This is a genomic window from Bacillus sp. DU-106, from assembly GCF_004799705.1.
In the GTDB taxonomy this organism is placed as follows: Bacteria; Bacillota; Bacilli; order Bacillales; family Bacillaceae_G; genus Bacillus_A; species Bacillus_A cereus.
This window is the reverse complement of sequence record NZ_CP026607.1, coordinates 2,125,561-2,140,118: the sequence shown is the minus strand read 5'-3', so window position 1 is coordinate 2,140,118 and position 14,558 is coordinate 2,125,561. Positions and strand designations below refer to the sequence as shown.

Here is a 14,558-nt window from a genome sequence, read left to right as displayed (position 1 = left end):
AAAACTAAAAAACAAATAATAAGTTTGCAACATGTTTGCAAATACGAATTTTGCATATAAATTCGTGTGATATTGAAAGGAGTTTTACTTATGAAAGAAATTAAAACAGAACAAGAATTCAAAGACATCATCGCAAGCGAGGAGCCTGTAGTTGTTAAGTTCTTTACTACATGGTGCCCAGATTGCGTACGTATGGACAACTTTATCGGAGATGTAATGGAAGAGTTCAATAAATTTGAATGGTACTCTATCAATAAAGATGAGTTTCCAAGTATCGCTGAAGAGTATCAAGTAATGGGTATTCCAAGTTTACTTGTATACCAAAACGGTGAGAAGCTAGGCCACTTACATAGTGCTAATGCAAAAACAGAAGAGCAAGTTACTGAGTTTTTAGAAGCATACTAAAATGAAAGCCCTCTGGAAAATATTTTTCAGAGGGTTTTCATCTATTTTCACAATTATCTTTTGAAGTTTTTCATCGTTTAATGAATTACACCTTGTCATGATAAGAATAATACGTAGTAAGAAAAGTATTCGTTTCCTCATCCATCTACCCTCTATCTCTTTAGTAAATAAACTCCAATTAGGTTCACACCTTGACTTTGTACTTTTCAACATATTTTTCCTTTACGAAACTTTGTTATCCCCTTCTTAAAAAGCTATAAAACGTCAACAATGTTTGTATAGACCCACACAACTTTCGTTTGATACTCTATTTATAGAAAGAAATTCCTTTAAAGAAAGGTGAGTGATTAAAATGGATACTCTTTCTCATAAAGAAGCTGATAAAGGTGCTATTGTCAGCATTATGGCCTACATATTTTTATCCTCTATGAAAATCATCATCAGTTATATTACCCTCTCTAGCGCATTACGCGCTGACGGTTTAAATAACTTAACGGATATCGGTGCTTCTTTAGCGATATTAATTGGTCTAAAAATATCTCGTAAACCTCGTGACCCAGATCATCCGTATGGGCATTCGCGTGCCGAACAAATCGCATCACTTGTTGCGTCCTTCATTATGGCAACAGTCGGATTAGAAGTTGTTATTAGTGCCATTCAATCTTTCTTAAATCCGAAACAAGCAGCGCCTAATGTACTCGCTGCATGGGTTGCTTTATTTTCTGCTGTCGTTATGTACTGCGTGTATTTGTATACGAAAAAAATTGCAGCACGAACAAAAAGTAAATCATTAGAAGCCGCTGCAAAGGATAATTTATCAGATGCACTCGTAAGTATTGGTACCGTAGTAGGTATTGTCGGTTCTCAGTTCCAAATGCCTATTTTAGACCCTATTGCCGCTTTAATTGTCGGTCTTATTATTTGTAAAACTGCATGGGAGATTTTCGTAGAATCTTCTCATATGCTAACAGATGGAATTGATCCTGATAAAATGGAAGAATACGCTGATGCTATTGAGCATATTGGCGGTGTGGAAAACATTGTAGATATTCGAGCACGTATGTATGGGAATCAAACGTACGTTGATATTACAATTGAAGTAGATGCTCGCATGGATGTTGGAGAAAGTCACTGTATTACCGACAACATCGAAGCTATGCTGCGCAAAAAATTTGGAATTTACCATGCACACATTCATGTTGAGCCAATGAAAAAAGAACCTATTATGACATAGGTTCTTTTTTTATGAACGTTTTATGGAATATAACACATAAAACGAGCCAGCTACCGCCAGCTGCCCATCCTGCTAATATGTCAGATGGATAGTGCACGCCAAGATATATTCGGCTAACTGAAATAGATAATACAACAAAGCTTGCTATAAGAATAATTAACAATTTTTTATGCAACGAAATACGCTCTTCAGTAATTGTGACGTATGCAATAAATCCTAAAAAAGCAGTAGCATTCATCGTATGACCGCTCGGAAAACTATATCCAGTTGCAGTAACAAGCTGCGTGACATCAGGTCTTGCTCGTTCGTACCATAGTTTAAGCATACTGTTTAAATAACGAGATCCGTAGTAATTAATTGTTAGAAGTAACGCACTAAGTAACTTTTTTCTAACGAGAAAATACATTACAAGAATAATGAGTAATGGAAAATATATTCTTTTGGAACCGATAAAAGACACCCAAGTAAAATAGGTCGTCAAATAATCGTTTCGAAAGCTTTGAATAAAATGTGCGACTATATTGTCAAAGTTCTCAATACAAGCGGTATGATACGAAAGTGATAATACGACAAAACAAATGAGTAACGTAAAACTTAGCAAGTATAAATGTCGATATCGTTTCACATACATAACCTCACTATGCAAAAAAATGGAGCGGTTGTTTTAGTTTTCCTCTCCATTTCTTTTTTATGCATAGTTTATTAAAAAATATAATTATTAATTTTTTGCTTCATCTCAGGGATATCTTCTCTTGTTACGGTAAAACGAATCACCTTCTCATCAAGATCAAGCGCCTCAGCGAATAATCCAGCTAAACCACGGGATTTTCTATCTACTTCCATAATAATTTCTAGTCGGTCGTATGCACGTGGCAAGATTAATAATTCTAATTCATCTAATTTCCCATAATGCTCTCCAGAAACCGGAATAAACTCAAATTCTTGTGCGAATGGAACTTGCTTACGTAATCGATGCGGTAATTCTTCACATTCTATATGACGTGCTTTAAACCCTAATTCATTTACACTATCTAAAACACTACTTAATAATGCATTAGGTAACACTTGAACGTAGTCGCGGTCACTTGGGTCTATACTACGTTTAATATCAAGACCTGTATGAATCCAAACCGTTTTCATACCAAGTGTAAGTGGTGCTTCAATTGGCATTGGAAAAGAAAATGGAATTTCAACTTTTTCATTCGGTTCTACAGAAAAAGGTTCTGTTAAGCGCACTCGCTCTAAATCATATGTTGCTGTTACTTTTTTATCATCCACTTCTCGTACATACGACGTCGATAATGTTAAGTAAATGCTTTCAATTTGTTGGCTAACTGAACCTCCAGTTATATGAACCTTTCCAACTATTTCTTCCCCAACAATATACTCATCTTTTTCAAGAACAGTATCTACCTTTGCACTTCCAATACCAACGCTTGCTAAAAACTTTTGAAACATGGAGTCTCCATCCTTTCTAAAGCAGAAGCTACATCTTGTTTTAAATCTTGTACATTCTCATAGTACGGCGTTTTTATTTGTAACATTCGCATAAGCATTTCACGATTATAATGTTCCAAAGTTAATTCTTCGTACCATGGTTTTTCCTGTTTTTCATTAGATTCATATCCTGCATATAATAAAAATAATGAGAAATGACCGAGCGCATAAAAGTCGCTACGAAAGTGAACTTCTCGCATCAAAGCTTGTTCACCTTCGTAAGTTGTAGCTCGCTCATCATCTTCACCTTTCCATTTAGCCAATCCAAAATCGATAATACTAATTTGATTTTCTTTCATTAGTATGTTTGGAATGCGTAAATCTCGATGAATAATGCCTTCACTATGAAACACCGATACAATTTCTAATATTTCATATAAAATCTCAAAAACTTCGCGTTCTGTATATACATACCCATCTATGAAAATATAATCTTCAAAATTTTTACCAGGCATGTACTCCATCACAAAGAAGCTCTTTTTCTCCCATAGGAAATGATCATATAGACTAGGAATTGCATGATGATTTAATGTTTGTAAAATCATTTTCTCTTGTTCAAATGATTTTCTACCAGACTCATATCTTTGTTTACTTTGTCTTAATTGTTTTAAGACTTTATATCTATTTATTTGTAAATCATTAACGACATATGTAACCCCATAACTGCCCATTCCAATTACTGATTCAATTTTATAACGCTCTGCAACAATTGTATTTTTTCGCAGTGGTCTATCAAATAATGCTAGTACACGACGCCATTTCATCAGCTACTTGAAAAGAAGCTACGGCTTTTACGTTTTCTTTTATAATGTTGATGTCCATAACCAGATGAACGTCGTTTATAATCGCTACTTGAATACGAGCGCCCTCTACGACGATAATCACTACTTGAATACGAACGATATTTTTTCTTTCCTAATAAAGAATCAATAATTTTTTTGAACATTCCTTCACCTCTTGAGTAAAATTTCCTTTTCATTATACCAATAATTATTGACTATATTTGTGACAGGTTTGTAAAGAGTAAAAAACGACGAGTTATGCCCGTCGTTACTTTCATTCATCCTCTTCATCAAAAACTTCATCAATCATGCATTTCTCTAATAAATACTCAAATGTAATATCTGCGAGATCTTCAATTTCTTCTCGTTTTGGGACGTACCCTCTTTCAATTAGTTGCTCATAAAAAAACTCCGCAATCTCTTCCGTATCAATCACGACTTCAATTTCCTTCATGAGCATCACTCCTTTATTTCTGTTTTATGAAAAAATCTCAAAATTATGTATATGAGATTAGAAAAATAGATTTTATTTTTTTATAGGTCATAAGCTTTGGACGAGATGCATACGATTGTAGTACAAGCTATTCAAAGGGGGAAATAATAATGGAAAATCAATATGAAGTAGGACAAACAAAAGAAGAGTTCATGCATGAAGATCAATGGGCAGACTCTCTTATAAAGTGGCTTTTTATTTTTTTAATAGTTGTAGGCATACCTTATACTGCATATGTTGTTGTTCAATTTATTCTCTCTTTCTAGTTAACTATTTTTTCTCTGTCAATTTAACTAAATAATTATGAACAACATCCATTACAATTTTATATTCTTCATCTTTAAATGTATCGAACAATAATTGATAATCGTTATAAATATCAAGTAATCCATCAATGATTTCTTGACGATTCGTCTTAACACTCACTTTTTTCGAGTTGTTAATTGACTTTAACTTTCCTAAATCTAATTTATTCATACCTGCTTTATCTTGTTTCATTTTCTTCAAAATTGCATTTGCCGTTTGAGCATTGGCGAGTAACGTTAAATCTGATTCATCCGCTTCTAACCATTCACCATCCGTAATCCGTGACAATTCATAAATTGTATCTTCCCATGCGTCATTCTTATATCTCCATACTTCTGTACGAAAACCAACAATACGGAAAACATCTTTATCATATCCAGTTACTTGCACAAGATCACCAAACGTGAAATTATAATTTAATTCAATCCACTCCGTATCGCCCTTTTTCATATCTTGCTCTGTAACGTGCTGCAATGTTTGCTCTACGTAAAATCCATCATGATTATTGACTTCGTATACATAAACTCCATCTAAAACCTTCATATTTGTGATTTTCCCAACGGTTCCATATAGCGTAATCACGACTATGTCCCCTACGTTGTATTTAGGTTGTTTTTTTCTTGCCATCTCTATCTCTCCTTTTTTTGACGTCGTGATTTTGATATCAGTATATGCAACCTACATAAAAACGCTTATCACAGAAGCTTATATTCATAAATTTTTTCAATAAAAAATATAATCTTATAAAATTTACATTACACTCAAACAAAAGCTAGTAACTAGACTAGCTTTAAATCAACAAATTTCATAATAAAAAAACATACAGAATACTTCACTTTAAATAAAGTAATGTATTCTGTATGTTTTCAAATAGTTTTTATCTATCTTGTATATATAAATCCCAGGCTTCATCAAATATAGACATACTTTCTAGCATTCCGCTCAACTCTAAGTATGAACTAATTTCATCATAGTCTTCAGATTGCTTCGGAAAACTTAAATCATCATACATCGCCTCTGCTAAATCTGAAATTTCATTTCTAAATAAAGCTGCACGATGCTTCATCATATAATGGTAAAATGTCTTTTTCAAAAATATTCCCTACCTTTCTAACTTGGGTACATTATACAAGGCAAAAAAGAAAAAAACCAGCATAAAAGCTGGTTAAAAGTCGAAATAATTTCTTTTTAATAGACGCGGTCTTCCCATTAATTCTTCATATGTTAGTTGTTTTGGTAAATCTTTCGTGTAAATTAAGAATAATTGATCTTCAATTTCTTTTACTGTATGGTCTGATTGATAGTCCATCCCGCACGAGGAACAAGAAATACATGGTGTCTCTTGGATTTCAATGGCTTTCGTACCATCTGGTAATTCCCAATATACAGTATTCAAGCTTTCTTTCGCTTCTGTACTGTCACACCACATACAATTCATACTGCATCACCCTCAGTTTTTTTGTCGTTTTCTTCTAACTTAGCCATTTGTGCTTGATATTTTTTATCTTTTAATTGATCGCGCTTATCACGTTTATCTTTTAAAGATGCATGAGTATCATTATCTTCGTAGTCTTTACGACGGTTCATACGCTGTAAGTCGTCTGGAACGAGGTTAAATTTCTTATCGCTCATAAGACCTGCGATACCAACATCTGAACGTTTTTCTTCGTAGTTCGGATAAATCTCTTTAAAGTATCCTTCCGCTCTTCCTGGAATATAGCTCTCTGGCTCTGGATACGTCGTAATAACACCTTCAAAGTTACGAAGTACAACTTTATCTGCACTTTGTGAGATTAAATAGTTTGGTTGAAGTGCAATTTTACCGCCTCCGCCTGGCGCATCAACAACGAATGTCGGAACAGCATAACCAGATGTGTGTCCACGTAAACCTTCAATAATTTCAAGACCTTTAGATACTGGTGCACGGAAGTGACCGATACCTTCAGATAAGTCACATTGATAAATGTAGTATGGACGTACACGGATTTTTACTAAGTCATGCATAAGTTTTTTCATAATTGGAACGCTGTCGTTAATACCAGCTAAAATTACTGCTTGGTTTCCGACTGGAACACCAGCATTCGCTAACATTTCACATGCCTTTTTCGATTCTTCAGTAATTTCAATAGATGTATTGAAATGTGTATTTAACCATACTGGATGGTATTTTTTAATAATGTTACATAAGTTTTCTGTAATACGTTGTGGGAATACTACTGGTGCTCTCGTTCCGATACGAATAATCTCAACATGCGGAATCTCTCGTAAATTTTTTAATACATATTCTAAAATTTTATCGTTAATTAGAAGTCCGTCACCACCGGAGATTAATACATCTCGTACTTGTGGCGTTTCACGAATATAAGCAATTGCATCATCTAATTGTTTCTTCGGTACACCCATTCCAATTTGTCCACTAAAACGACGACGTGTACAGTAACGACAATACATAGAACATTGATTTGTTACTAAGAATAGTACACGGTCCGGATAACGATGTGTTAGCCCTGGAACTGGTGAATCTTCGTCTTCGTGAAGTGGGTCTTCTAAATCATATTTTGTTTTATATAACTCTTCCGAAATCGGTACTGATTGCATCCGAATCGGACAGCGTGGATCATCAGGATTCATTAGCCAAGCATAGTACGGTGTAATGTTTAACGGGATCGTTTTCGTTGAAATTTTAACGCCCTCTTCTTCTTCAGGTGTTAAGTTAATTACTTTTCTTAAGTCATCTAACGTTTTGATCGTATTCGTTAATTGCCAAACCCAATCATTCCATTGCTCTTCAGTAACATCTTTCCATAATTCGATATCCTTCCAGTGACGATTTGGTTTGTATACATCATGTAACATTGCTATTCCCCCTTTTTATACGCTCATCCTTTATATAAGCAATAGTTATGCCAACTTTACATTGTTGATAAGTAAATGTGCGGAGAACCCTATTACATAAGCGAAAAAATATTTTTAAGCGTTGTATGAAATCAATACTTAACATCATATTCATTACTTTTTATATATGTAAACGCTCTTTTATTGGTGCAAACACACAAAAACCGCCGATTATTCGGCGGTTTTGTCGTACTTGCTCAGTTTATATTGAAGCGTTTGACGAGGGATACCCAACATTTTTGCGGCTTGTAATATATTCCCTTCCGTTTCAATCAACGCTTGATCTATTAATTCTTTTTCTGTTTGATGAAGTGCTTCTCTAAGTGGCATTATACCCTTCTTCTTCGAAAACTTCTCTTTCCGAAATGTACGTGGTAAACAATTGGCTGTTAATGTATTCCCTTCTGCAATAATAACAGCATGTTCAATCGTATGTTTTAACTCCCGTACATTTCCAGGCCACTGATAAGCTTGCAGTCTATCTTTCGCTTCCTCATCAATTTGAAGTACACCTTTTTTATAACTTTTATTATATTCTTTCAAAAAATAAGATGCTAATAATAGTACATCCTCAGTTCTTTCACGAAGCGGTGGGATATATAATGAAAATACGTTTAAGCGATAATATAAATCAGTGCGAATTTTATTCTCTCGTAAACATATTTCTGGAGGCTGGTTCATCGCGGTAATAACACGAACATCTACTTTTCTCGTCTTATTATCACCAATTCTTCTAATGACTCCATCTTCTAACACTCGTAACATTTTTGCCTGCAAATCAAGAGGCATTGAATTCAGTTCATCTAAAAATAATGTACCACCATCAACAAGTTCAAATAGCCCAGCTCTTTCAATCGCTCCCGTATAGCTTCCTTTTGTCGTTCCAAACAATAAACTTTCTAATAGCGACTCTGGTAAAGCTGCACAGTTTTGTGCAATAAATGGCTTGTTTTTTCTTTTAGAAGCTTCATGAATTGCTTGTACGAACAGTTCTTTTCCTGTTCCTGTTTCACCATATATTAAAACATTCGCGTCTGTTGGTGCTACTTTTTGTGCTAACTCTTTCGTCTGTTTAAACCGCGTATCATTTGTCACTATCGTCTCAAATGCAGCGTGCTTTTTAATCACTTTTTTTCTAGATGATCGCTTTATTTTCGACTGTAAGTCAACAATTGTGTCAGTAAGCTTTTGAATTGTAGAGTAATCCTTTGCAATTTCAACAGCCCCAGCAATATTCCCATCTATAAAAATAGGTAACGTCGTATTTACTGTACAAACATCTTCACCATTTAAATTTTGATAATGTTGTACCTGATGTACGATAGGTTTTTTTGTATCTAGTACTTTCATCAATGTACTCGTTTCCCTTGATAAAGACGGGAACGCTTCTAACAGATGTTTCCCTAACACTTTTTCAATCTTCGATCCATCGTGTTTTGCAGCTACAGAATTATAAAATATTGTAATTCCATTTTCATCTACAGCGTGTATAGCCTCATCAATACTGCCCAAAATCGCTTCAATGACTTCTTGTGTCGAAACTGCTAGCAATGTCATCCCCCCTCTTGCCGAAAATCCAGCAATTACATGCCGAATTTTCGGCACACCTATGTGCGATTGTAAGCATGACGATTCCGTTCTATAATTTTAATCAATTTCATATTTTCATTAGATAACTCGAAACTCTAATTAGTACGGCTTTTTCAAACACCCAGCTCCACCTAACTGTTTTGCTTTACAGCCAAATTTTGAGGCGGAAGTTTTACTGCTTTCGAATAGCTAGATAGATCTTTCACCCATATATTCATATCTTCCAACTTATCGAAAATGTAGCAATTATTCGCCAGTCTTCCTGTATACGTATAGCCTAATTGATGAAAGGCAGCATTCATTCCGAAAGAAAGCGATCGAGCAATTGTATAGGAGCAGAAAATAGATCTTTCTTGAAGTTCTTCCTCTAATTTAATTAGTAAACTTTTCATAAATCCATGTTTACGGTATTCAGGTAAAGTAGCACAATTCGTTAATTCTGCATTCCCTTCCTTTATGTTCATTTCTGCAGATGCTGTACTAATAATTTTCCCCTCAAATTCATACACGTAGTAAATTGTATCGTCTTCTTTTATCGTCTGTAATACATAACTCGCTTCATTTAAAGGTGTCGGATACACTTCAAATACTTTTCCGAATACAGTTGCTAATTCTTCTGCATCTTCTTCAGTCGCTTTTCTCAGCAAAAATTTCTCTGGAACTACTTTTTCTTTTATTTCTTTTCCTTTTACACCGCTTAATATAGTATCTTCCTCAATCCAATGCATACTATTTCGTCTTTCATCATTATTATATTTCACAAAAAAGTATGCATCGTGTCCTTGAAAATAATGAGGTATCGTTGCTTCCAACAAAAAACCGAAAGAGAGCCATGTTGAAACATGCTCTCCCTTTCCTTTAATAATACATTTAGTGAAAGAATGTTTCTCTGCTAGTTCGTCAATTGTCTGTATAATACTTTCAACATTTCCTGTATAGTGATCTACCCGAATACGCTTATTAAAATAATCTAAAACACCTTCTACTGTATAACAATTCGTCTGTTCTCTAAAAGATTCATAGTATTTCATTTTTTCACCTCACACCAATCTAGTAATGTACATGCAATAATTTTTGCGGCAGCTATCATTTTATCAACTTCTATATATTCGTTTGGATAGTGTGCTACTTTCGTCTCTCCTGGACCAAATACTATTGTTGGTACGTTTGCAATTTGTGTAAATAAACCTCCATCAGTCCCCCACGGAGATGCTTCAATAATTGGTTCGTTCCCTTCGATTTCAACAAAGTTGTGATGAAGTGTCGTAATGAGTTCATGATTCTCTTCTAGTTCACCAGGAACCCATCTCGCTCCAAACCATTCTACTTCTACTGGATTTTCAACAAACCAATTGTCCACATCATTTAATTCAGCAATCCAATTCTCAAACTCTTCTTTTGCCGCCTCTATAGTCTCATTCGGCGCAACACCGCATCTTCCTTCTAAAATTAATTCATCAGGAACAGAACTTGGCCAACTCCCTCCTTCAATTTTCCCAATGTTAATTGGAATTGGAATCGGAATTTCTTTAAATAACGGATCTGTAATTCGACTATTTCTTTTCTCCTCTAGCTTTCTTACATGTTCTATAACAAACATACTTTTTTCAATTGCACTAACCCCTTCATAGCGCGTTCCACCGTGTGCAGCTTTCCCTTTTACACGTAGACGAAACCACATGGAACCTTGTTGTTTCGGGAAAAACTTCATATTAGTAGGCTCCGGAATAATGACACCATCTGCCTTATATCCTCGTAATATAGTTGCTAATGTCCCTGCTCCGCCACTTTCCTCTTCTATTACACTTTGAAAATAGATGTCTCCTTTTAATTCAATGTTAGATTCAATAATCGCTTCCATCGCAAGCATAAGTGCGACATTTCCGCCCTTCATATCCGTCGTTCCACGGCCATATATACGATTTCCGATTTTCTCACCGCTATAAGGATGATGTTCCCACTGATTCACATCCCCTTCTGGAACTACATCAATATGCCCATTCAATATCATAGATTTCCCGTCGCCACTTCCTTTTAAAGTTGCTACAATATTTGGGCTATCTGAAAAACTTGTACGGGGTGATACAAAATAAGGATGATCTTTCATTTTAGAAAAAGAAGGCTCCCATATATCGAGCTCTAAACCTAATTCACGTAATTTTTCAATCACAATTGCCTGCGCACCGCTTTCATCACCAGATACGCTCTTTTCTTGAATTAATCGTTTTAAAAATTTCACACTTTCCTCTTCATGGCTCTCAATATAATCACAAACTTGCTTTTTTAATTGCTCCATATATTACATCTCCCTTCATTCAATTACTAGTAAGTTAGAACTAATTTGAAAATCAGCTTCTGTATGTCGTTTTACATCTTCTACTGTGTATGGGCTCATTAATTCTTGTAATATAAGTCCACTCGGAGTTACCTCCATGACTGCCATATCAGTAATAATTAAATCTACACATTTCTTTGAAGTTAATGGCAATGTACACTCTGAAACAATTTTTGCATTTCCGTACTTATCAACATGATTCATCACAACAACGACCCGCTTCGCTTTTTGTGCTAAATCCATTGCTCCACCAATACCTGGAACACGTTTTCCAGGTACAATCCAGTTTGCTAAATCACCATTTTCACTTACTTGTAATGAACCAAGAATCGTTATGTCTAGCAAACCTTTTCGAATCATCCCAAACGCTGTGCAGCTATCGAAATAACTCGCTCCTGTTATAAGAGAAGTTGGTAAACCTGCTGCATTACACAAATTTTCATCTTCATTCCCTTTACTTGGCGTTGGTCCCATGCCGACGATTCCATTTTCCGCATGAAACATAACATTTATATCTTCAGGCAAATGATTTGGTACAAGCGATGGTATGCCAATACCTAAATTTACAATCATACCATTTTGTATTTCTTTCGCCGCACGCCTAGCAATCTTATCCCTCACTTCTACGCCCATACCCATTTCCAGTTCACTCCTTCCGACGGTACAATATAATTTACGAAAACACCTGGAACGACAATTTCCTCTGGATCTAAACTTCCAAGCGGGACTATTTCTTCTGCTTCTACAATTGTTATATCCCCAGCCATAGCTACATGGGGATTCATATTTCGTGCACTTTTGTCAAATACAAGGTTACCAAACGGATCTGCCTTTTTCGCATATACAATTGAAACTTCAGCAGTTAATGCTGTTTCAACTAAGTAGGTCTTACCATTCATTTCAACTGTTCGTTTTCCCTCTTCTACAATCGTATCAACACCAACATCAACTAAAACACCACCAAGACCAACGCCACCAGCGCGAATACGCTCTGCTAATGTTCCCTGCGGAGAAAACTCAATTTGTAACCTTCCCTCGTTTAGTTGCCTTCCTGCATTTGGATTGGAGCCAATGTGAGAAGTAATTATTGATTTAACTCTTTCATTTGTAACAAGACGACCGATACCTACATCAGGAAATCCAGTGTCATTTCCAATTAAATTTAAATTTGTAACGCCTTTTTCTAAAATTGCCTGTATTAAAGATGGAGGGGATCCAATCCCTCCAAATCCCCCAAACATCAATGTCATATCATCATGGAACAAAGAAATTACTTCCTCAATTTCTTTTAATTTACCGAATGTATTTGTAATAGTTGTCATGCGATACTATGCCCTCCTTTTTGCATCATCTCTTCCACACTTTTAGAGAAAATTGAAAGTAATTCATCTAACTCGGAATATGTAGTTGTCATTGGCGGTGCTACAAGCAGTGCACTATCTTCTTTTCCTGCTTGCCCTGAAACTGCTTGGTATAACAGCAGACCATTTTTAGCTGCAACTGAAATAAGCTCTGACGCTTTTGTAAACGGTTGCAATTCTACCCCGATTAGCAACCCTTTTCCGCGCACATCAGCAATGATTGTCGATTGTTGCTGAACTTTCTGTAAGCCTTTTATTAAATACTCTCCCTTTTCTGCTGTTTTTTCAGGAAGATTATGTTTCTCCATATATTCAATAACAGCTAAAGCCGTTGCTGCAGACAATGGATTTGCACTTAACGTATGACCGCTCATTACTGAACGTGATCCACGTAATATTGGTTCCATAACACGATCACTTACAACTGTCGCTGCCATCGGTGTATATCCCGCTCCTAACCCTTTACCAAGTGTCATAATATCCGGCTCTACGCCCCAATGCTCCATCGCAAACCATGCTCCAGTACGACCGAGCCCAGTCATTACTTCATCCGCAATAAATAAAATATCGTAATGGTCGCAAATCTCTTTAATGACTTTATAATAGTCTTTCGGCGGAACAACCGCGCCTCCAGCTGCTCCGATAATCGGCTCAGCAATAAAAGCAGCAATATGCTCTGCACCAATTCTTTCAATTGATCTTTCTAGTTCAGTCGCACATGCCAGCTGACAAGTTGGATATACCTTTTGAACAGGACATCTGAAACAATATGGAGCTGGTATAGTCGGATAATCTTCCAAAATAGATACGAAACGTTGTCTACGTAGTGGATGCCCAGACATCGATAAAGCACCCATCGTAATACCGTGATAACTCATCCATCTTGATAAAATTTTATGTTTCCCTTGAATACCTCGCTCTTGAAAATGCTGAATTGCAATTTTCATAGCTGTTTCATTCGCTTCCGTGCCACTATTTACAAAAAAACTCCAGTTCAAATCTCCTACACTTAAATCACTTAACTTCTTCGCTAATTTTTCAGCTGGTTCACTCGTAAACTGTGATCTATAAACGAAAGCAATCTCCTCAGCTTGCTTTTTAATAACGTCTGCAATCTCCTTTACGCCATGCCCAATACCTGCCGTAATTGCTCCTGACGAACCATCAAAATATTTATTGCCATTTTGATCATACAAATAAACACCTTTTCCATGTGAAATCATTGGATACGGCTGACCAACAAGTGGTTTAATTAAGTAATCGCGCATAGCGCTCCCCCATTTCTCCAATTTGTATATATATATGAAGAAAATTGACGTTTCTTTCATAAAAAAGAATCCTCTGCAAAAGCAGTGAATTTATCAAAAAACTATTATAAAATATACAAATGAGTGCTTAAAAATTTTTATAAAACAGAAAATTCAGAACTAAAAAACCGAAGACCAACCCTTTTCTATACGCCCAAATAACCCTCCTTTTTATATGAAATGACTACATCACCAAATGTTTTTATAGCATAATGCCAACTGTCCTTAAATGCCGACATTCTGTACACTTCGACGGAACTCCCGTTAAACTCCTTCCTATTATCCTACTTTAAATTGCATATTTTAAAACAAATTTCGACACCCACCTTACTAATCAATTCAGATTCCTATTC

At 35.6% G+C, this 14,558-nt stretch carries 18 protein-coding genes; 3 read left to right on the top strand and 15 right to left on the bottom strand.

Going from position 1 to position 14,558, the window contains the following annotated elements; genetic code table 11:
• Positions 1 to 90 precede the first annotated feature (90 nt).
• Positions 91 to 405: a thioredoxin family protein gene (locus tag C3Y97_RS11035; protein ID WP_000658787.1), complete on the top strand. Its 315-nt coding sequence runs from the start codon at positions 91 to 93 to the stop codon at positions 403 to 405.
• 352 nt (positions 406 to 757) lie between these two features.
• A complete protein-coding gene (locus C3Y97_RS11030; RefSeq protein ID WP_000380385.1) occupies positions 758 to 1,639 on the top strand; it encodes a cation diffusion facilitator family transporter in 882 nt (293 codons plus the stop codon).
• On the opposite strand, the gene C3Y97_RS11025 is transcribed toward C3Y97_RS11030, so the two are convergent.
• The 5 genes from C3Y97_RS11025 to C3Y97_RS11005 all read right to left on the bottom strand — a co-directional run bounded on the left by C3Y97_RS11025 (position 1,629) and on the right by C3Y97_RS11005 (position 4,372).
• Positions 1,629 to 2,264: a phosphatase PAP2 family protein gene (locus C3Y97_RS11025; RefSeq protein WP_000833370.1), complete on the bottom strand. Its 636-nt coding sequence runs from the start codon at positions 2,262 to 2,264 to the stop codon at positions 1,629 to 1,631. The genes C3Y97_RS11030 and C3Y97_RS11025 overlap by 11 nt on opposite strands.
• A 77-nt stretch (positions 2,265 to 2,341) precedes the next feature.
• Positions 2,342 to 3,097: a sporulation protein gene (locus tag C3Y97_RS11020; protein ID WP_000486625.1), complete on the bottom strand. Its 756-nt coding sequence runs from the start codon at positions 3,095 to 3,097 to the stop codon at positions 2,342 to 2,344.
• Positions 3,079 to 3,900, bottom strand: coding sequence for a serine/threonine protein kinase (locus C3Y97_RS11015; RefSeq protein WP_000872063.1), 822 nt, complete (start codon positions 3,898 to 3,900; stop codon positions 3,079 to 3,081). Before C3Y97_RS11015 ends, C3Y97_RS11020 begins: the two co-directional genes overlap by 19 nt.
• Positions 3,900 to 4,082, bottom strand: coding sequence for a hypothetical protein (locus tag C3Y97_RS11010; protein ID WP_000473371.1), 183 nt, complete (start codon positions 4,080 to 4,082; stop codon positions 3,900 to 3,902). The genes C3Y97_RS11015 and C3Y97_RS11010 overlap by 1 nt, the downstream gene beginning before the upstream one ends.
• A 110-nt stretch (positions 4,083 to 4,192) precedes the next feature.
• Positions 4,193 to 4,372 (bottom strand): YozD family protein, encoded by a 180-nt coding sequence (locus tag C3Y97_RS11005; protein WP_000658451.1) that lies wholly within the window; start codon positions 4,370 to 4,372, stop codon positions 4,193 to 4,195.
• Positions 4,373 to 4,521: 149 nt separating this feature from the next.
• Between C3Y97_RS11005 and C3Y97_RS11000 the strand changes: the two genes are divergently transcribed.
• Positions 4,522 to 4,677 (top strand): DUF3930 family protein, encoded by a 156-nt coding sequence (locus C3Y97_RS11000; RefSeq protein WP_000431486.1) that lies wholly within the window; start codon positions 4,522 to 4,524, stop codon positions 4,675 to 4,677.
• 4 nt (positions 4,678 to 4,681) lie between these two features.
• On the opposite strand, the gene C3Y97_RS10995 is transcribed toward C3Y97_RS11000, so the two are convergent.
• The 10 genes from C3Y97_RS10995 to C3Y97_RS10950 all read right to left on the bottom strand — a co-directional run bounded on the left by C3Y97_RS10995 (position 4,682) and on the right by C3Y97_RS10950 (position 14,166).
• Positions 4,682 to 5,344 (bottom strand): hypothetical protein, encoded by a 663-nt coding sequence (locus C3Y97_RS10995; protein WP_000101499.1) that lies wholly within the window; start codon positions 5,342 to 5,344, stop codon positions 4,682 to 4,684.
• Positions 5,345 to 5,594: 250 nt separating this feature from the next.
• Entirely contained in the window at positions 5,595 to 5,810 is a 216-nt protein-coding gene (locus C3Y97_RS10990) for a YozE family protein (protein WP_000750717.1), read from the bottom strand.
• Between the two features lie 72 nt (positions 5,811 to 5,882).
• Positions 5,883 to 6,155: a YokU family protein gene (locus tag C3Y97_RS10985; protein WP_000995763.1), complete on the bottom strand. Its 273-nt coding sequence runs from the start codon at positions 6,153 to 6,155 to the stop codon at positions 5,883 to 5,885.
• Complete coding sequence (gene kamA / locus C3Y97_RS10980) at positions 6,152 to 7,573, bottom strand: lysine 2,3-aminomutase (RefSeq protein WP_000902142.1); 1,422 nt, start codon at positions 7,571 to 7,573, stop codon at positions 6,152 to 6,154. The genes C3Y97_RS10985 and kamA overlap by 4 nt, the downstream gene beginning before the upstream one ends.
• A gap of 210 nt (positions 7,574 to 7,783) precedes the next feature.
• On the bottom strand, positions 7,784 to 9,169 hold the full coding sequence (rocR, locus tag C3Y97_RS10975) for an arginine utilization transcriptional regulator RocR (RefSeq protein WP_011110073.1): 1,386 nt from the start codon (positions 9,167 to 9,169) through the stop codon (positions 7,784 to 7,786).
• Positions 9,170 to 9,333: 164 nt separating this feature from the next.
• Positions 9,334 to 10,233 (bottom strand): putative beta-lysine N-acetyltransferase, encoded by a 900-nt coding sequence (gene ablB / locus C3Y97_RS10970; protein ID WP_000878593.1) that lies wholly within the window; start codon positions 10,231 to 10,233, stop codon positions 9,334 to 9,336.
• Positions 10,230 to 11,498 (bottom strand): peptidase, encoded by a 1,269-nt coding sequence (locus tag C3Y97_RS10965; protein WP_000436698.1) that lies wholly within the window; start codon positions 11,496 to 11,498, stop codon positions 10,230 to 10,232. The genes ablB and C3Y97_RS10965 overlap by 4 nt, the downstream gene beginning before the upstream one ends.
• 15 nt (positions 11,499 to 11,513) lie before the next feature.
• The gene (locus C3Y97_RS10960) at positions 11,514 to 12,176 is read right to left on the bottom strand and encodes a CoA transferase subunit B (protein WP_000525293.1); all 663 of its coding nucleotides are present in this window, start codon (positions 12,174 to 12,176) and stop codon (positions 11,514 to 11,516) included.
• Positions 12,161 to 12,859: an acetate CoA-transferase subunit alpha gene (gene atoD, locus C3Y97_RS10955; RefSeq protein ID WP_000208102.1), complete on the bottom strand. Its 699-nt coding sequence runs from the start codon at positions 12,857 to 12,859 to the stop codon at positions 12,161 to 12,163. Before atoD ends, C3Y97_RS10960 begins: the two co-directional genes overlap by 16 nt.
• Complete coding sequence (locus C3Y97_RS10950) at positions 12,856 to 14,166, bottom strand: aspartate aminotransferase family protein (protein ID WP_001205882.1); 1,311 nt, start codon at positions 14,164 to 14,166, stop codon at positions 12,856 to 12,858. Before C3Y97_RS10950 ends, atoD begins: the two co-directional genes overlap by 4 nt.
• Positions 14,167 to 14,558: the final 392 nt, after the last annotated feature.